Below are 16378 nucleotides of genomic sequence, written 5' to 3' on the forward strand. Positions count from 1 at the left end.
GCGTTAAATATGGCATACCGGGTGCAATGAGCTTGGGGAACCGTTGAAATCCAAACAAGGAACCCCTGATGAGCCTGACCCTATTGGAACAAAGCCTCGGCCAACTGGCGTGCGACATTCCCGGCGCCACGCGGATTTTCCACACCTTTAAACTGGACTTCTGTTGTGGCGGGCATAAAAGCCTGCTTGAAGCAGCCGCTGGCAAAGGCCTTGATCCGGCCCTGATTGCCGATGCGCTGCACCGGCTGCAAGACACCGGCGAAACCCAGCACGACTGGCGCAACGAACCCTCGGAGCTGTTGATCGCCCATCTTCTGGCGCGCTACCACGCCCGCCATCGCGAACAACTGCCGGAGCTGATTCGTCTGGCCCGCCGAGTCGAGCAGGTCCATGGTGCCCGCAGCAGTTGCCCCAACGGCCTGGCCGATCTCTTGACCGACATGCAACAAGAACTTGAAGGCCACATGCTCAAGGAAGAACAAGTGCTCTTCCCGATGCTGCAACAAGGCATCGGCCCTCAGGCCGCACCGCCGATCCAGGTGCTGCGCTTTGAACATGATCAACATGGCGAAGCATTGGAAAGGCTGCTTGCGCTGACCAACAACATCACCCCGCCGGCCGATGCCTGTAATACCTGGCGTGCCCTGTATCGCGGGCTGCTGGAGTTCCGTGATGACTTGATGCAACACATCCATCTGGAAAACAACGTGTTGTTCGTCAACGCACTTAAACCTCGCCATTGATCGATTGCGGGTCATACAAAACCAGTGACACAGCTTTCGCGAGCCAGCTCGCTCTCACAGGGGAACGGTATCCCAATGTGGGAGCGAGCCTGCTCGCGAATGGCGCCGTTACAGGGTTGCGGGTTCTCCAGCGCGATCAACCGTGCCAATAGAACATGGCCTTGGCCAGGATCACGATCAGCACCATGTGCCCGAGGATGCTGCGGCGAATCCAAGTGGCGCGCGTCGTGGTCAGGCATGCGCTTTTCAGCCAGTACGCCAGCAGAAAATAATGGCCGATGATGCTCAGGGCCAGGATGATCTTCAGGCTCAGCAGCGTACCAAAACTGCTCGCCAGCGGCTGACTCAATACACCCCGGTGTTGCCACGCCAGGCTGATACCGGCGCCATACAACAGCAACACCACGCCATGCAGCACCTTGCGCGAACGCACTGCAATCGCTTGATCGGCGCTCGTTTGCGCGCTAACCGCCACCTGCTGGCGGGCGTTGTGCCAGATCACCACCTCGAAAAACAGCGTGCCGATGAAGGCAATCGCCGCCAGCAAGTGGGTGACCAGTAAAAAGGGATACATCACCGGCAGCCTCCATCAGTTAGCGTGCTTAGCCCGGATGGCCGTCCACCCGGGACTGCAACAGCATCGGCCCATAGCGCCAGGCGTATAGCGCAAACGCCAGCACCCAACACAGACCGGCCAGCCACAACGCCGGCAAGGGGAAAAACAGGATCAACACGACCCGGCTCAGACAGGCCAGGTTGAGCAGAATGAACGCCAGGGTCATGCCCGACGGCGGCTCCAGCGCGCGGCCGGTATGCCCCAGGCTGACCCGTGCAATCATCGCCAGCACCAGGCCACCCATGGCGCCAATGGACAGGCAATGCACCGCCAGACTCGGATTGATCGGCACACCGAAATGCCACAGCGCCATCCCGAGACAGGCCACCGCCAACCAGGCATAAGCCAGGTACAACGACCACAACAACGGCACATGCCAGAGGGCGCGATCATGCCAGCGCACCAGGCGCACCAGATGCCCTGCGGCCAACACAGCGAACAACAGGCCCACCCAGAAATCGGGGGCAAGCGCAGGTCCCGCGGCATAGAGCAACGCCACCAGCGGTGAGACAATAAGCAGCAGCCAATCCAGCCACGGCCAAGGGGTAACGCCCTCGACCTTGCCGAGGCCGCGCTGGATGAAGAACGGAATGACGCGCCCACCGATCAAACCCATCATTGCCGCCACCAGCCACAGACCCGTCAACACGCCTTGACGCTGCCAGCCTTCATGACCTTCGACCAGACCATACAGGGACAACCCATCGGCCGCCGCTAACAGCAGCAACACCACCGCAATGGGGTAGTTACGTTTCTGCCGCACCTTCCACAAGGTGAATCCCATGAGCGCAGCCACCGCCAGCGGGAACGCCAGTTCCAGCACCGCGAGCACCGGCAACGGTGCATTGACCAGCCAGGCCACGCGCGCCAACAACCACAGCAGCGCCAGCATGGCCAGTGGTTGCCCGCTGATGCCGGGACGACCGGTCCAGGTCTGCACCGCCGTCAGCAGAAAGCCGGCGATGATCGCCAAGCCGAATCCGAACAGCAATTCGTGTCGATGCCAGCCCAGCCAGCCACCCGCCGGCTGCCAGCCGGAAAGCTCACCACTGAAGGCGAACAGCCAGAGCGGAATGACCAGCACCGCCAGCAGGCAGCCGGCGAGGAAAAATGGCCGAAAGGCCAAACGCAACAGCGGCGCGATAGCCATCGCTTTACGGCGGTCAAGCACTTGCATAAAGCTACTCCTTTACCTTGCTGCTGACCTGACGCCAACCCACACGCGTCGAGGCAAGTCCGGGGGCAATCATCGGGTATTGACGATTAATTGCCTTTGTCGCAGATCAAGTGTGCAAGGGCCGTGCCCTGATGTTCATTCGCCCGCTGTGGTGAGAGGACCTGCCCCCTGTGGGACCGGCTCAGGGTAGAAATGACCATTTAAGGGTTATTTCAACCCTAAACTCCGTGGTCGTTTTCACCCTCCTATCTGACAACCCCAGTAAACAACGGACTCCAGGCATGGCCCGCGTCTTGCTCAATGGTTCAGAAATCAAGGAAAACCTGATCCTTCTCGATCCCCAGGAGTCGTCATGAAAAAAGTCATCCAGCCATTGGCCTGGTTTGTTGTGCTGACCTCGGTGCTGGCGTTGGCCAGCGGTGTCTCGCTGGGCCTCGTTTGACTTGATCGCCATCCCCTCCTCAAACCTCAGGATGAATTCTTATGGTGCTTCATCGCGTCCATCACCAGATTCTGCGCAGTCACCACTTGTTCGAGCCGTTGAACGAAGAACAGCTGGATGAGTTGATGAGTACCAGCCATTTGCTGAGCATCGACAAAGGCGAACCGTTGTTCCGTCAGGGCGAGCCGGCTGACTCGTTCTATTTCGTGATTGCCGGCGCGGTGAAAATCTATCGCCTGACGCCGGACGGGCAGGAGAAAGTGTTTGAGGTCATTGGTGACCGGCAAACCTTCGCCGAAGCGATGATGCTGATGGACACCCCGGACTATGTGGCCTCGGCCGAAGCGATCTGCCCCACTCAGCTCTATCGGTTATCCAACAACACCTATATGCGCCTGCTGCAAAGTAACAGCCGACTGACCTTTGCGCTGCTCGGCAAGCTGTGCGTTCGCTTGCATCAACGGGTCAACGAAATCGAAACCCTGTCACTGAAAAACGCCACCCACCGGGTCGTGCGTTATCTGCTGACGCAACTGGTGCGCCAGCAAACCGTTGGCAGCCAATTCGAACTGCCAATGGCCAAGCAACTGATTGCCGGGCACCTGTCGATCCAGCCGGAAACCTTTTCGCGGATCATCCGTCGCCTGATCGATGAAAACATCATCACCCAGGACGGCCGCCAGATCGCCATTCTTGATCGTCTGCGCCTGGAACAGTTCGAGTGAGTGCCCTGCCCGTCTGTTTGTATTGCCAACGCGCCAACCCCGCACAAGAAACCGAGTGCCTCCAGTGCGGCATGCCCCTGCCGGTATTGGCCGCACACGCGGCGCAACGTCGGCTGCGCCGATTCACGTGGTTCTGCATTGGCCTGACGATCTTCTGCGTGGCGATGTTTTTCTGGCTGCCACGCGGCAGCAGTTGATGCTGCGTGCCCCCCTCAAGGTTGGGTCAACTGGCGGTACAGCTGCGGCAATCGCAGGGGTAATTGCTCGGGCTGACGGATCAAGGTGTAGCCATTGGCGCCGAACATGTAAGGCAGGTATTCCCCGGCCTCGCGATCAATCGTGATGCAGAACGGCGTCAACCCCTTGCGCCGCGCCTCCAGCACCGCTTCGCGGGTGTCTTCAACGCCGTAACGTCCCTCGTACAAGTCCAGATCGTTTGGTTTGCCATCCGTGAGCAGCAGCAACAGTTTGCTGCGGCGCTTGCTCTCGCCCAGCAGTTGGGTGGCCTGGCGGATGGCGGCGCCCATGCGCGTGTAATAACCCGGTTTGAGCCCTTGAATACGACCGCGGGTGTTGTCGTCATAACGCTGGGTGAAAGACTTGAGTTCCTGCATCCGCACTTGATGACGGCGCAACGAGGAAAACCCGTACAGGGCGAAATCATCACCGAGCACCGACAGGGTCTCACCGAACAGCAGCAAGCTGTCGCGGATGACATCAATCACCCGATGCTCATCGTTCAGGTGCGCGTCGGTGGACATCGACACATCGGCCAGCAACAGGCACGCCAGGTCACGGCGTGTCTGCCGTTGTTCCATGAACAAACCGCGTTCCGCACACTGGCCATGCTCGCGTTCAACGTGAAAATCCAGCCAGGCCTGCATATCCAGTTCAGACCCTTGGGGTTGCTGGCGTAACCATTGGCGGTCATTGCGCAGGTGCTCGAACTGGCGCCGCAGACGGTGCGCCGAAGCTTTCAGCCGTGGCGGCAGTGGCTGCGCCTCGCAGTCCCGGGGCACCATCATTTGCAGATTGACGAAGGCGTCTTGCATCTGCTGTTTGCGATAGTCCCACTCCGGCAACTTGATGCCCTCGCCCAGGGGAATATCGTCGACATCGGCCGGCGGTAAATCCAGGTGCAGCTTGAGGCCGCCGCCCTTGCGCAGACGGGTGCGCGACAGGCTCAACTCGTCGAGGTCCTCGGCGACTTTGGCCGCGTCCGGGTCCTCGCTGTCGTCCGACCAGCGATCCAGGTCCACGTGTTCGGTCCAGCTGAACAGGTTCTCCAGACGCACGATTAACAACCCGCCGTCACGGGTGCTTTCATCTATCCGCTTGGCGCGTTTGCTTGCGCCCTTTTGCTCACCGGGCGGGGTCGTCAACGATTCTTCGGACTCCTCCCCCAGGTCGGCAGCCTGAGGGCTCGCGAGGTTTTGCGGCGGGTACAACCACAGCGGCAACGGCCACGCGGCCCGTTCGCTGCGGGGAAAATGTTCGACACTGCCGGGCTCGCGCAGCGCCTGGCATAACGCCCGTTCCAGGGCCGCTTCGCCGCTACTCAATGTGGCCGGATCCGGGCGCAATTGCAGGTGAGCATCGACCAGACGTTTGTACCTGGCACGCAACGCGGGATAACGCCCTAACAGCAGTTGCGTCCAGCGTTGATTGTCCCGGCCCCAGTGCCGCATCTGGCCGGCCTGTGCCGCCAGCAAGGCGAGCCAACGATAGAGTTCTTCGTTCAGCGCGACTTCGGGAAACACCGCGAGGCTCGACGGCAGACGAAGGTTGCTCGCATCGCACCACGCCAGGGGCACTTGCTTGCAGGTGCCGGCGATCTGCTGCAACACGTTGCGCCGCAACAGCAGATCGCGGTCGCTGGCGGCTTCGACACCGATGCCACTGGCGCCGCCCATGGCGCGAAACAGCAGCGCCAGCGGACGTTGCTGGCTGGCCAGTTCGACGCGTGCTTCGGGGAAGTCCGGGCTGGCGCGCCGGGTGATGAAGCGATGCCAGACGCTGCCGACCCACTCTTCCAGTTCGACGGTAAAGGCCATGATCATTGCCCTTTTTGTAAAGCAAAAAAACGGCCCGCTGTATCAGCCGGGCCGACCTTTTCTAGCCTTGACAGCGACTCATGAAGGCACCACGGCCGCCGGGGCGCGCAAGGCTGCGCGGCCACGTTGTTTGAAGCTGAACAGGTAACAGAGCAGTCCCGCAAGGAAACCAAGACCGGCGCCAAAACGGGCCCAGAACAGCACCTGCAGATGTTCGACCGTGGCCATGAAGGGCAACGCGACACCATCGACCTGCCAGCGTTGCAGGTAGACCTGAACGACACCGGCTGCGGTGAGGAACAGCGTGATCATCACCATCGACAGGGTCATCAACCAGAAGCCCCAGATTTCGAAGGTCTGCGAGCGCTCATCGCCTGCTTCACCCAACCCGCGCAGTCGTGGCATGGCGTAGCTGATCAAGGTCATCACGATCATCGCGTAAGCACCGTAGAAAGCCAGATGGCCGTGCGCCGCCGTCAGTTGCGAACCGTGGGTGTAGAAGTTGACCGGTGCCAAGGTATGTAAAAAGCCCCAGACGCCAGCACCGAAGAACGCTGTGACGACGGTTCCCTTGGCCCACAGGGTGGCGGCGCGGTTCGGGTGTTGCCGGCGGCGGTTCTTCACCATGCTGAAGGCGAAGATCACCATGGCCAGGAACGGCAGCGGTTCGAGTGCCGAGAAGATTGAACCGACCCACAACCAGACCTCAGGCGCACCGATCCAGAAGAAGTGGTGACCGGTGCCGATGATCCCGGTAATCAGCGCCATGGCGATGATCACATACAGCCATTTCTCCACGACTTCCCGGTCTACCCCGGTGATCTTGATCAGGACAAACGCGAGCATCGAACCCATGATCAGTTCCCACACGCCTTCCACCCAAAGATGCACCACCCACCACCAGTAGAACTTGTCGCGGGCCAGGTTGCCGGGGTTATAGAAGGAGAACAGGAAGAACACCGCGAGCCCGATCAACCCGGTCATCATCACCATGCTGACGGTGGTCTTGCGACCTTTGAGCAGGGTCATGCCGATGTTGTAGAGGAAGCCCAGGCACACCACCACAATGCCCATCTTGGTGATGGTCGGTTGCTCCAGGAACTCCCGGCCCATGGTCGGCAACAGTTCGTTGTGGGTCAGCCTGGCCAGGCCGGCATACGGCACCAGCAGATAGCCCAGGATCGTCAGCACACCCGCGGCGGCGAAGACCCAGAACAGGATGATCGCCAGCTTCGGACTGTGCAGTTCGCGGTCGGCCTCTTCCGGAATCAGGTAATAGGCAGCGCCCATGAACCCGAACAGCAGCCAGACGATCAGCAGGTTGGTGTGCACCATCCGCGCCACGTTGAAGGGAATGATCGGGAACAGAAAGTCCCCTATCACGTATTGCAGGCCCATGATCAACCCGAACAGCACCTGACCGAGAAACAGCATCAGGGCGAACACGAAGTAAGGTTTGGCCACGGCTTGCGAGGCAAATTTCAGATGCGGATTAGCAATGCTCATCGCTTAGCCCTCCTTGTTTGGCGGCCAGCCATTGGTGTTGATGTTCGAGCTCCATTTGAGGAACTCTGCGATGTCATCCACCTCCTGGTCACTCAACTTGAACTGCGGCATCGCGCGCCGGCCGGGTACGCCCAGTGGCTGCATTTTCATCCAGGCATGCAGAAAGGGTTTGAAGCCCGCGTCCCCACCGCGCCGCTGGAACACGTTGCCCAGCTCAGGCGCAAAGTAGGCGCCCTCGCCCAGCAGCGTGTGGCAGCCGATGCAATTGTTTTGCTCCCAGACCAACTTTCCGCGCACCACGGATTCGGTGAGCTGCGCCTCATTGCTGCGGGCCGGAAAGGTTTGTTCCGTGTGATAGGTCAAGGCCAGGAATATCAGGAAGAAGAAGATGCTTCCCCCGAAGTAGATATTCCTGGCCATGCCTTTAGTGAAGGTCTCTGACATGGTCGCTTCCTCTTTGCTTGGCCCGTCCATGATAGGAAGCGAAGGGTTGAAACCTGCTTGATGGCGATCAAGAAAGACAGATGGTTTTGGTCGGGTATTACTGACAACGCAAATCGAATGGGAGCGAGCAAGCCCGCTCCCACATGAGTATTCCTTCAGCGGAACGACATCAGTGTCATCCCGATCACCGTTGCCAACACCAGCGCCCAGCTCAACATCAACCGGCGCCACAGTCGCGGCGCGTGGCGCATCTCCATGAAGCCATCGGTGATCAGCCACGCCTTGCCCACCGCCACCAGCAAGATGGCCATCGACAGCAGCGATGTCGAGCCAACGTGGGCCAACGCCACCGTGCACACACTTAACGTGGCAAGCGCCGCCCAACAGACGAGCAATACCCTGGAAACAGACATGAGAACCTCGTCAACTCAGCACGTAGACCAGCGGAAACAGCACCACCCAGATCAGATCGACCATGTGCCAATACAGCACACCCGATTCAAGCCCGCTGCGGTTGGCGGCGTTGTACAGGCCACGGCGACAGCGCTCCGCGAGCCACCCGAGAATGACCATACCGAGCAGTACATGGAGAAAATGAAAACCGGTGAGGATCCAGTAGAGGGTGAAAAAGGTGTTGTGCTCAATGCCCAGTCCCGAGGCCAGCAAGTGCCGGTATTCCGTGAGTTTCAGCACCACGTAGACACTGGCGGCGAGTAACGCCATCAGCAGGAAGACCGCACCGTGGCGCGGCCGTGAGCGCCTGACTTGCTCCTGCGCCAGCGCGGCGAACAGCCCCGCGGTGAGCAGGCTCAGGGTCATCGCCAACCCGGTTGAGGTGTTCAGCAACAGGCGGCTTTCACTGAACATCTGCGGCTTGATCGCTTGGGTGACGGCGAACGCCAGGATCAGGATGGCGAACACCGACAGCTCGGCCAGTATGAAAAACCACATCGCCAGATCGCCCGGCAAATGCCTGGGCGCCACACCGCTGGACTCAACCGAAGTGGACATCAACCACGTCCATCAGCGCCGCAACGGTCAGCGGATCATCACTCAGCGGCTCGGCCAGGCAGGCCATGCAGGCCTCACGCGGGGTCATGCCGGAACGGATCATGCGCGCGGTAAAAATCAGCAGCCGCGTTGAGGCGACCTCTTCCAGATCATGTTGATCGAGCCGGCGCAGCGCCTGGCCCAACCGCACCACTTGCGCCGCCAGCGCGTTGTCCACCTGGGCTTCCCGGGCCACGATACGTTCCTCGTCGGCCACCGGTGGATAGTCGAAACGCATCGCCACGAAACGTTGGCGGGTGCTGGGTTTCATGCCTTTGAGCAGGTTCTGGTAACCGGGGTTGTAGGAGACCACCAGCATGAAGGACGGCGGCGCCTTCAGCACTTCGCCGGTGCGTTCCAGGAACAGTTCACGACGATCATCGGCCAATGGATGCAACACCACCACGGTGTCCTGACGCGCCTCGACCACTTCGTCGAGGTAACAGATGCCGCCTTCACGCACCGCCCGGGTCAGCGGTCCGTCCTGCCACCAGGTGCCTTGGGCACCGATCAGGTGGCGGCCGATCAGGTCGGCCGCGCTCAGATCGTCATGGCAAGCCACGGTGTACAGCGGCAGTTTCAGCCGATGGGCCATGTGCTGGACAAAGCGGGTCTTGCCGCATCCCGTCGGGCCTTTGATCAGCACCGGCATGCCGTGTCGCCAGGCTTGCTCGAACAGCGCCTCCTCATTATTGAGCGGTTGATAGAAGGGTTCGCAAGACGGGTTACGGTCCATGGGCTGTCTGTTCCAAAAGCGGATTCAAGGAACACGCTACGGGCCCCTGCGACAACCTGGCAAGTGAGATGGCCGGCAAACTTGATCGTCGTCAAGCGAACAATGGCCTGCTCGGGCATAGCCTTGCACGGCACTAAGAACCTGCGTTCTGCGCTGCCGTTTCAGCACATCGCAAAGGTCTTGCCTGAGGAGAAATGGAATGCTGATCAGCAACAGAAAAATGTTTGCCCTGACCCTCGCCACATTGTGTTCGTCACTGGCCCTGGCGGTGAGTCATGCCGCCAGCGCTGACGAGCCCGCCGCCGCTGCGGCCAATTCGCCCATGGTCAAAACCGCCGGCGCTCCCGACATGAGCCAGGCCGAGTTCGACTCATCCAAGGAAATCTACTTCCAGCGCTGCGCAGGCTGCCACGGCGTTTTGCGCAAAGGGGCCACGGGCAAACCGTTGACGCCGGACATTACCCAGAACCGCGGGCAGCCGTACCTGGAGGCCTTGATTACCTATGGGTCGCCGGCGGGCATGCCGAACTGGGGGACGTCCAATGCGCTGACCAAGGATCAGATCACGGTCATGGCCAAGTTCATTCAGCACACGCCGCCGACGCCACCGGAATGGGGCATGGCCGAGACGCTGAAAACCTGGAAAGTGTTGGTCAAACCCGAAGATCGTCCGAAGAAGCAGCTGAGCAAACTCAACCTGCCGAACCTGTTTTCGGTGACGTTGCGCGATGACGGCAAGATCGCCCTGATCGACGGTGACAGCAAGAAGATCGTCAAGCTGATAGAGACCGGTTACGCGGTGCACATCTCGCGCATTTCTGCTTCGGGTCGCTACCTGTTGGTGATTGGCCGAGACGCCCGGATCGACATGATCGACCTCTGGCCGGTGGAGCCGACCAAGGTCGCCGAAGTCAAAGTGGGCATCGAGGCACGCTCGGTCGAGACCTCAAAGTTCAAAGGCTACGAAGACAGATACACCATCGCCGGCTCTTATTGGCCGCCGCAATTCACCATCATGGATGGCGAAACCCTGGAGCCGAAGCAGATCGTTTCGACCCGCGGCATGACCGTCGACAAACAGGAATATCACCCGGAGCCTCGGGTCGCGGCGATCATCGCCTCCCACGAATGGCCGGAGTTCATCGTCAACGTCAAGGAAACCGGCAAGGTGATGCTGGTCAATTACCAGGACATCAAAAACCTCACCGTCACCTACATCGACGCCGCGCCTTTCCTGCATGACGGCGGTTGGGACAGCACGCACCGCTACTTCATGACCGCCGCCAACAACTCCAACAAGGTCGCCGTGATCGACTCCAAGGAGCGCAAGTTGGCCGCTCTGGTGGACGTCGGCAAAACCCCTCACCCGGGTCGCGGCGCCAACTTTAATCACCCGACCTATGGCCCAGTCTGGGCCACCAGCCATCTGGGTGATGATGGCATCTCGCTGATCGGCACCGACCCGACCAAACACCCGCAATACGCCTGGAAGCAGGTCGCCTCGCTCAAGGGTCAGGGCGGTGGATCGCTGTTCATCAAAACCCATCCCAACTCCCGTCATCTGTACGTCGATACCACCCTCAACCCGGATACAAAACTCAGTCAGTCAGTGGCGGTGTTCAACCTCGACAAACTCGACGCCGGCTACACCGTGCTGCCCATCGCTGAATACGCGGGCATCAAGCAAGGCGCCATGCGCGTCGTGCAACCGGAATACAACAAGGCCGGCGATGAAGTCTGGTTCTCCGTGTGGAGTGGCCAGGCAGACGAGTCGGCGCTGGTGGTGATCGACGACAAAACACTGAAGCTCAAGTCAGTCATCAAGGACAAACGACTGATCACACCCACCGGGAAGTTCAACGTCTACAACACCCAACACGACATCTATTGAGCTCCATCAATGCAAGGAACCACCATGAAAAATACTTTGTTTTCACTGTTCGCCCTGACCGCCGCGCTGAGTGTGCAACCGGCCATGGCCCAAGACGCGCTGGAGCTGTTCAAGAGCAAACCCTGCGCAGCCTGTCATTCCATCGACACCAAGATTGTCGGCCCTGCGCTCAAGGATGTAGCGGCCAAGAACGCTGGCGTACCCGGAGCCGTGGACACCCTCGCGAGCCACATCAAGAACGGTACACAAGGCAACTGGGGGCCGATGCCCATGCCGGCCAACCCGGTGACTGAAGAAGAAGCGAAAACGCTCGCGACTTGGGTACTGACACTCAAATAACCGCCAGGAGGGCGTCTTGATGGTGTATCGACACGCTGTGATTCTGGCGGCCCTCCTCCTCATTTGCGCAACCGCGGTTGCGGCGCCGGACGCCCAACGTCAGGCACAACTCGAACACTTGCTGACCCAGGACTGCGGCGCCTGCCATGGACTGCACCTGACTGGCGGGCTTGGCCCAGAACTGACGCACGCAGCACTGGCCGGCAAATCCAGGGACAGCCTGATTGCCACCGTCACCCAAGGCCGGCCCGGCACCGCGATGCCCGGTTGGGCTCCGCTGCTCAGCCCCGGCGACATCCGTTGGCTGGTCGATCTACTTCTCCAGGGATATCCCGCACCATGATCCGTTCAATCCTGCTGTCAGCGGCGACCGGGCTGTTGTTGTCCGCTTGCGTTCAGCCACCATTGCGTGGCACCGGCGACTTGGGACTGGTCGTGGAGCGCGCCACCGCAAGCGTACAAATCATCGAAAGCGACACCCACACCGCGCTGGCCCGGCTCGAGGGTTTTGGCGACCTGTCCCATGCCTCGGTGGTGTTCTCCCGTGACCAGCGCTACGCCTATGTGTTCGGGCGCGACGGCGGGTTGAGCAAAATCGACTTGCTGACCTGGCGTATCGATCATCGCGTCATCCAGGGCGGCAACAGCATTGGTGGCGCCATCAGTCAGGACGGCAAGTTGATCGCCGTGTCCAACTACATGCCCGGCGGGGTCAAGGTGTTCGATGCCGATACCCTGCAACTGGTGGCCGATATTCCGGCCACGCCCCTGGCCGATGGCACCAAGCGCTCCCGGGTGGTCGGCCTGGTCGACGCGCCGGGGCAACGTTTTGTCTTCAGCCTGTTCGATACCGGCGAGATCTGGACCGCCGATTTCAGTCAGGGCAGCACGCCGCAGATCAGCCGTTTCACCGGTATCGGCCAGCAACCCTACGACGCCTTGATTACCCCCGATGGACGCTATTACATGGCCGGCCTGTTCGGTGAAGACGGCATGGCGCAACTCGACCTCTGGCATCCAGAACGCGGCGTGCAGCGAGTGCTCGGCGATTACGGACGCGGTCAGGCGAAACTCCCGGTCTACAAGATGCCGCACCTGGAAGGTTGGGCCGTCGCCGATAACCAGGCCTTCGTGCCCGCCGTCGGCCGGCATCAGGTGTTGGTGATGGATTCACGCACCTGGCAGCAGACCGCCGTGATTCCAGTGGCCGGCCAACCGGTGTTCGTCACGTCGCGCCCGGACGGTCGGCAGCTGTGGGTCAATTTCGCCTACCCGGACAATGATCGGGTTCAGGTCATCGACACCGAAACCCACGCCGTGGTCGCCGATCTGCGCCCCGGGCCAGCGGTGCTGCACATGGAATTCACCGCACGCGGCGACCAATTGTGGCTGTCATTACGCGACGGTGATCAGGTCCAGATCTGGGAACCGTACCGACTGGAGCTGCTGAGCACCCTGCCCGCCAGAGCACCGAGCGGCATCTTCTTCAGCAGTCGTGCGCAGAAAATGGGGTATTGAAATGAACCTTGAGCTGCTCAGTCGCCAACTCATCGACCGCTTTCAGCACGGCATGCCGCTGTGTCCGTCACCGTACAAGGAGATGGCCAGGATTCTCGGTTGCCGCGAATCCCAGGTGATGGCCTGCCTGGAAGAAATGGATCAGGCCGGCACCCTTTCACGCATCGGCCCGGTGTTCGAACACAGCCGTGCCGGGGCCAGCACCCTCGCCGCCCTCGCCGTGCCCGCCGACCGCCTGCAACAGGTGGCCGAGCGCGTCAGTCAGTACCCCGAGGTCAATCACAACTACGCACGGGAACATTTTTACAACCTGTGGTTTGTGCTGACCGCCCCTGATCGCCAACACATCGACCGCGTGCTCAAGGAACTGGAGGACGACACCGGCCTCATGCCGCTGGACCTGCCGATGTTGACCGCCTACCGCATCGACCTGGGCTTTGCCCTGGGAGAAAACTCATGACACCAGGATTGAACCCCAAACAAGCATTGGCGCTGCGCCGGCACCTCGAAGGCGGGTTGCCGCTGGTGTCGCGCCCGTATCAGGCTCTCGCCGAACGGCTCAACGCTGACGAAAATCAGGTGCTCGAACAGATGCGCCAATGGAGCGAGCTAGGGCTGTTTCGCCGTATCGGCCTAGTGCTGCACCATCGAGCGCTGGGCTTTACCGCCAACGCCATGCTGGTGCTGGATGTTCCCGATGCGCTGATTGACGAAGTCGGCCAGCGCCTGGGGCGAGCGCCCGGCATCAACCTCTGCTATCAGCGGCCCCGGCGCCTGCCGCAGTGGCGGTACAACCTGTTTTGCATGGTGCACGGGCGTCAACGTGAGCAGGTTGAGGCGCAGATCCAGGCGTTGTTGGAGGAGCATCTACTGAGCGACCTGCCCCATCAATTACTGTTCAGCACCCAGGTCTTCAAACAGTGCGGCGGCCGTTTTGCGCCCTCGCGCACCGGAGTACCGACCCATGGATGACCTCGACCGCCGACTGATCAACCGTTTGCAATTGGGCTTGCCGCTGGTGCGCCACCCCTGGCGGGTATTGGCGGCCGAACTGCAGAGCAGCAGCACTGAACTGCTCGACCGATTGCACACCCTGCTCGCTGATGGCGTGCTCACACGCTTCGGCCCGATGTTCGACATTGAACGGCTGGGCGGCGCCTTCACCCTCGCCGCGTTGGCGGTGCCGGAAGAACGTTTCGATGACGTCGCCGAACAACTCAATGGCCTGCCGGAAGTGGCGCACAACTACCGACGCGAACACGCCTGGAACATGTGGTTCGTGCTTGGCTGCGCGACCGAAGAAGGCATCGCCGAGACGCTGCAGCGCATCGAAACCCTGACCGGCCTGCCCCTGCTCAACCTGCCTAAGGAGGAGACTTACCATGTCGGTCTGTATTTCCCGGTCTGAAGACACCCTCGCCCAGCGTCTGATTGCGTTGACCCAGGCCGGTCTGCCGTTACTGGATGACCCGTGGGCGTGGCTCGCCGAACAACTGGAATTAAGCGTCGAATCCACCCTGGACCTGCTTAAGCGCTTGCAGGCCGAGGGCGCGATTCGGCGCATTGCCGCCGTACCCAATCACTACCGACTGGGCTATCGCCACAACGGCATGACGGTCTGGGATGTGCGCGACACCGACATAACGCGCCTCGGCGCGCTGATCGGCGCGCAGCCTTTCGTCAGCCATTGCTATCGCCGCCCGCGCCGAACCGGATGGCGCTACAACCTGTTCGCCATGGTGCATGGCCGCAGCCGCGATGAGATCAACAGCTACCGCGAGCACCTGCGCTATTTGTTGGGCGAGGCCTGTGTTGCCGACGAGATGCTGGTGAGCAGCCGCATCCTGAAGAAAACCGGCTTGCGATTACCTGTCGCTTCGCACTGAACACGCCCTGACTCAAGGAGAGTTGCATGTTGAGGATCAGCCAATACTTGCGTGCGCTGGCAGGCCAGGCGCCTGCACCCAGAACCAGTCCACCGGGCAGTAACCGGGCGCCGGTGGTGATCTGGAACCTGCTCAGGCGCTGCAACCTGACCTGCAAACATTGCTACGCCACCTCGGCCGACAGTGTCTTTCGCGACGAACTGGATACGGCCGCCGCGCTGACCGTGATCGACGACTTGCACGATGCCGGGGTGAAGGTGTTGATTCTTTCCGGTGGCGAACCGCTGTTGCGCGAGGATCTGTTTGTGCTCAGCGCCTACGCCCGGGCCAAAGGTTTCTATGTGGCCTTGTCCACCAACGGCACGCTGATCGATGAGCAGAACATTGCGCAGATCAGTGCGGCGAATTTCGACTACGTCGGGATCAGCATTGACGGCCTGGAAGCCACCCATGACGCTTTCCGCCAACTCAAGGGCAGCTTCGCCCGCTCCATGCAGGCGATCCGGCTCTGTCGCGAACAAGGCATTCGCGTCGGGCTGCGCACTACCCTGACCCAGGAAAACCATCCGCAGTTACCCCAATTACTGGCGCTGATGCGCGAGTACGACGTGCAGAAGTTTTATCTGTCGCACCTCAACTACAGCGGTCGCGGTAAACGCAGTCGCAAACTCGACGCGCACCAGCAGATGAGCCGCGAGGCCATGACGTTGATCTTTGAGCGAGCCTGGGAAGACATCCAACAGGGGCGCGACAGCGATTTTGTCAGCGGCAACAACGATGCCGATGCCATTCTGATGCTGCAATGGGCAGCCCTTCGTATTCCCGAGCATTACCCACGCCTGGAAAACATGCTCCGCGCCTGGGGTGGCAACGCCTCCGGCAGCGGCATCGCCAATATCGACAACACCGGCGAAGTGCACCCGGACACCTACTGGTGGCAGCACTCGGTGGGCAATGTCCGGCGCACGCCGTTCCGCACGTTGTGGCTGGATCAGCCGGATGCCCTGCTGTTGCGCCTGCGTGAGCATCCCCGCGCCGTCGGTGGTCGTTGCGCGCAATGCCGCTGGTTGCCCATCTGCAACGGCAACACCCGCACGCGTGCCTGGGCCGAGGGAGATCTGTGGGGCCAGGACCCCGGCTGCCACCTCAGCGATGACGAAATCGGTGTTACGCCGTCAACGAACATCCCTTGCATTACCCACTGAATAGCCCGTCCGGCCAACCACCTGACAAAGGCTGGGGCCGGTCAAC

20 protein-coding genes are annotated in these 16378 nt (G+C 60.8%); 12 read left to right on the plus strand and 8 right to left on the minus strand.

Translation table 11 applies throughout. The annotated features are described in order from the left end of the window. Nucleotides 1-68 precede the first annotated feature (68 nt). On the plus strand, nt 69-743 hold the full coding sequence (gene ytfE / locus ACM1ZW_RS25135; protein ID WP_017338886.1) for an iron-sulfur cluster repair protein YtfE: 675 nt from the start codon (nt 69-71) through the stop codon (nt 741-743). A gap of 136 nt (nt 744-879) precedes the next feature. Here ytfE and ACM1ZW_RS25140 read toward each other — a convergent pair whose 3' ends face one another. Together ACM1ZW_RS25140 and ACM1ZW_RS25145 are read right to left on the minus strand one after the other, a co-directional pair. Next, a complete protein-coding gene (locus ACM1ZW_RS25140) occupies nt 880-1317 on the minus strand; it encodes a CopD family copper resistance protein (protein ID WP_145307128.1) in 438 nt (145 codons plus the stop codon). A 28-nt stretch (nt 1318-1345) separates the two neighbouring features. After that, nucleotides 1346-2536, minus strand: coding sequence for an NnrS family protein (locus tag ACM1ZW_RS25145; protein ID WP_416739584.1), 1191 nt, complete (start codon nt 2534-2536; stop codon nt 1346-1348). A 483-nt stretch (nt 2537-3019) separates the two neighbouring features. Here ACM1ZW_RS25145 and ACM1ZW_RS25150 point away from each other — a divergent pair, with 483 nt between their 5' ends. After that, entirely contained in the window at nt 3020-3703 is a 684-nt protein-coding gene (locus ACM1ZW_RS25150) for a Crp/Fnr family transcriptional regulator (protein ID WP_416739585.1), read from the plus strand. Next, complete coding sequence (locus tag ACM1ZW_RS25155; protein ID WP_017338889.1) at nt 3700-3900, plus strand: hypothetical protein; 201 nt, start codon at nt 3700-3702, stop codon at nt 3898-3900. The genes ACM1ZW_RS25150 and ACM1ZW_RS25155 overlap by 4 nt, the downstream gene beginning before the upstream one ends. 15 nt (nt 3901-3915) lie before the next feature. Here ACM1ZW_RS25155 and ACM1ZW_RS25160 read toward each other — a convergent pair whose 3' ends face one another. The 6 genes from ACM1ZW_RS25160 to ACM1ZW_RS25185 all read right to left on the minus strand — a co-directional run bounded on the left by ACM1ZW_RS25160 (nt 3916) and on the right by ACM1ZW_RS25185 (nt 9493). Continuing rightward, nucleotides 3916-5757 carry a nitric oxide reductase activation protein NorD gene (locus tag ACM1ZW_RS25160; protein ID WP_414883851.1) on the minus strand — a complete coding sequence of 614 codons (1842 nt, stop codon included), beginning with the start codon at nt 5755-5757 and terminating at the stop codon, nt 3916-3918. Nucleotides 5758-5835: 78 nt separating this feature from the next. Next, nucleotides 5836-7263 (minus strand): cbb3-type cytochrome c oxidase subunit I, encoded by a 1428-nt coding sequence (locus ACM1ZW_RS25165; RefSeq protein ID WP_414880427.1) that lies wholly within the window; start codon nt 7261-7263, stop codon nt 5836-5838. A gap of 3 nt (nt 7264-7266) precedes the next feature. Beyond that, nucleotides 7267-7707, minus strand: coding sequence for a c-type cytochrome (locus ACM1ZW_RS25170; RefSeq protein WP_416739586.1), 441 nt, complete (start codon nt 7705-7707; stop codon nt 7267-7269). A gap of 155 nt (nt 7708-7862) precedes the next feature. Beyond that, nucleotides 7863-8120: a cytochrome C oxidase subunit IV family protein gene (locus ACM1ZW_RS25175; RefSeq protein ID WP_031318934.1), complete on the minus strand. Its 258-nt coding sequence runs from the start codon at nt 8118-8120 to the stop codon at nt 7863-7865. Nucleotides 8121-8130: 10 nt separating this feature from the next. Next, nucleotides 8131-8718, minus strand: coding sequence for a cytochrome c oxidase subunit 3 family protein (locus ACM1ZW_RS25180; protein WP_416739587.1), 588 nt, complete (start codon nt 8716-8718; stop codon nt 8131-8133). Then, nucleotides 8702-9493: a CbbQ/NirQ/NorQ/GpvN family protein gene (locus tag ACM1ZW_RS25185; RefSeq protein WP_017338894.1), complete on the minus strand. Its 792-nt coding sequence runs from the start codon at nt 9491-9493 to the stop codon at nt 8702-8704. The genes ACM1ZW_RS25180 and ACM1ZW_RS25185 overlap by 17 nt, the downstream gene beginning before the upstream one ends. A gap of 199 nt (nt 9494-9692) precedes the next feature. Here ACM1ZW_RS25185 and ACM1ZW_RS25190 point away from each other — a divergent pair, with 199 nt between their 5' ends. The 9 genes from ACM1ZW_RS25190 to nirJ are packed head-to-tail and all read left to right on the plus strand — an operon-like array spanning nt 9693 to nt 16332. Beyond that, the gene (locus ACM1ZW_RS25190) at nt 9693-11384 is read left to right on the plus strand and encodes a cytochrome D1 domain-containing protein (protein ID WP_416739588.1); all 1692 of its coding nucleotides are present in this window, start codon (nt 9693-9695) and stop codon (nt 11382-11384) included. Nucleotides 11385-11408: 24 nt separating this feature from the next. Then, nucleotides 11409-11723, plus strand: coding sequence for a c-type cytochrome (locus ACM1ZW_RS25195; RefSeq protein ID WP_042932083.1), 315 nt, complete (start codon nt 11409-11411; stop codon nt 11721-11723). Between the two features lie 19 nt (nt 11724-11742). After that, complete coding sequence (locus tag ACM1ZW_RS25200; protein ID WP_414883858.1) at nt 11743-12066, plus strand: c-type cytochrome; 324 nt, start codon at nt 11743-11745, stop codon at nt 12064-12066. Beyond that, nucleotides 12063-13241 carry a cytochrome D1 domain-containing protein gene (locus ACM1ZW_RS25205; RefSeq protein WP_416739589.1) on the plus strand — a complete coding sequence of 393 codons (1179 nt, stop codon included), beginning with the start codon at nt 12063-12065 and terminating at the stop codon, nt 13239-13241. Before ACM1ZW_RS25200 ends, ACM1ZW_RS25205 begins: the two co-directional genes overlap by 4 nt. A gap of 1 nt (nt 13242) precedes the next feature. Continuing rightward, nucleotides 13243-13701, plus strand: coding sequence for an Lrp/AsnC family transcriptional regulator (locus ACM1ZW_RS25210; RefSeq protein WP_416739590.1), 459 nt, complete (start codon nt 13243-13245; stop codon nt 13699-13701). After that, on the plus strand, nt 13698-14213 hold the full coding sequence (locus tag ACM1ZW_RS25215; RefSeq protein WP_102593703.1) for an Lrp/AsnC family transcriptional regulator: 516 nt from the start codon (nt 13698-13700) through the stop codon (nt 14211-14213). Before ACM1ZW_RS25210 ends, ACM1ZW_RS25215 begins: the two co-directional genes overlap by 4 nt. Next, nucleotides 14206-14649: an Lrp/AsnC family transcriptional regulator gene (locus ACM1ZW_RS25220; RefSeq protein ID WP_010460162.1), complete on the plus strand. Its 444-nt coding sequence runs from the start codon at nt 14206-14208 to the stop codon at nt 14647-14649. The genes ACM1ZW_RS25215 and ACM1ZW_RS25220 overlap by 8 nt, the downstream gene beginning before the upstream one ends. Further along, nucleotides 14624-15127 (plus strand): nitrite reductase, encoded by a 504-nt coding sequence (locus ACM1ZW_RS25225; protein WP_414880420.1) that lies wholly within the window; start codon nt 14624-14626, stop codon nt 15125-15127. The genes ACM1ZW_RS25220 and ACM1ZW_RS25225 overlap by 26 nt, the downstream gene beginning before the upstream one ends. Before the next feature lie 26 nt (nt 15128-15153). Beyond that, nucleotides 15154-16332, plus strand: a complete 1179-nt coding sequence (nirJ, locus tag ACM1ZW_RS25230) for a heme d1 biosynthesis radical SAM protein NirJ (protein WP_416739591.1) — start codon at nt 15154-15156, stop codon at nt 16330-16332. Nucleotides 16333-16378: the final 46 nt, after the last annotated feature.

It is taken from the genome of Pseudomonas sp. NFX71 (assembly GCF_048079215.1).
Lineage (GTDB): Bacteria > Pseudomonadota > Gammaproteobacteria > Pseudomonadales > Pseudomonadaceae > Aquipseudomonas > Aquipseudomonas fluorescens_B.

Excerpts from the sequence above, each read along its gene's own strand:
- ACM1ZW_RS25170 (WP_416739586.1), bottom strand. The coding sequence starts at position 7,707 with ATGTCAGAGACCTTCACTAAAGGCATGGCCAGGAATATCTACTTCGGG.
- ACM1ZW_RS25210 (WP_416739590.1), top strand. The coding sequence starts at position 13,243 with ATGAACCTTGAGCTGCTCAGTCGCCAACTCATCGACCGCTTTCAGCAC.
- ACM1ZW_RS25175 (WP_031318934.1), bottom strand. The coding sequence starts at position 8,120 with ATGTCTGTTTCCAGGGTATTGCTCGTCTGTTGGGCGGCGCTTGCCACG.
- ACM1ZW_RS25225 (WP_414880420.1), top strand. The coding sequence starts at position 14,624 with ATGTCGGTCTGTATTTCCCGGTCTGAAGACACCCTCGCCCAGCGTCTG.
- ACM1ZW_RS25185 (WP_017338894.1), bottom strand. The coding sequence starts at position 9,493 with ATGGACCGTAACCCGTCTTGCGAACCCTTCTATCAACCGCTCAATAAT.
- nirJ (WP_416739591.1), top strand. The coding sequence starts at position 15,154 with ATGTTGAGGATCAGCCAATACTTGCGTGCGCTGGCAGGCCAGGCGCCT.
- ACM1ZW_RS25160 (WP_414883851.1), bottom strand. The coding sequence starts at position 5,757 with ATGGCCTTTACCGTCGAACTGGAAGAGTGGGTCGGCAGCGTCTGGCAT.
- ACM1ZW_RS25140 (WP_145307128.1), bottom strand. The coding sequence starts at position 1,317 with ATGTATCCCTTTTTACTGGTCACCCACTTGCTGGCGGCGATTGCCTTC.
- ACM1ZW_RS25180 (WP_416739587.1), bottom strand. The coding sequence starts at position 8,718 with ATGTCCACTTCGGTTGAGTCCAGCGGTGTGGCGCCCAGGCATTTGCCG.
- ACM1ZW_RS25205 (WP_416739589.1), top strand. The coding sequence starts at position 12,063 with ATGATCCGTTCAATCCTGCTGTCAGCGGCGACCGGGCTGTTGTTGTCC.
- ACM1ZW_RS25150 (WP_416739585.1), top strand. The coding sequence starts at position 3,020 with ATGGTGCTTCATCGCGTCCATCACCAGATTCTGCGCAGTCACCACTTG.
- ACM1ZW_RS25200 (WP_414883858.1), top strand. The coding sequence starts at position 11,743 with ATGGTGTATCGACACGCTGTGATTCTGGCGGCCCTCCTCCTCATTTGC.
- ACM1ZW_RS25145 (WP_416739584.1), bottom strand. The coding sequence starts at position 2,536 with ATGCAAGTGCTTGACCGCCGTAAAGCGATGGCTATCGCGCCGCTGTTG.
- ACM1ZW_RS25215 (WP_102593703.1), top strand. The coding sequence starts at position 13,698 with ATGACACCAGGATTGAACCCCAAACAAGCATTGGCGCTGCGCCGGCAC.
- ACM1ZW_RS25190 (WP_416739588.1), top strand. The coding sequence starts at position 9,693 with ATGCTGATCAGCAACAGAAAAATGTTTGCCCTGACCCTCGCCACATTG.
- ACM1ZW_RS25195 (WP_042932083.1), top strand. The coding sequence starts at position 11,409 with ATGAAAAATACTTTGTTTTCACTGTTCGCCCTGACCGCCGCGCTGAGT.
- ACM1ZW_RS25220 (WP_010460162.1), top strand. The coding sequence starts at position 14,206 with ATGGATGACCTCGACCGCCGACTGATCAACCGTTTGCAATTGGGCTTG.
- ytfE (WP_017338886.1), top strand. The coding sequence starts at position 69 with ATGAGCCTGACCCTATTGGAACAAAGCCTCGGCCAACTGGCGTGCGAC.
- ACM1ZW_RS25165 (WP_414880427.1), bottom strand. The coding sequence starts at position 7,263 with ATGAGCATTGCTAATCCGCATCTGAAATTTGCCTCGCAAGCCGTGGCC.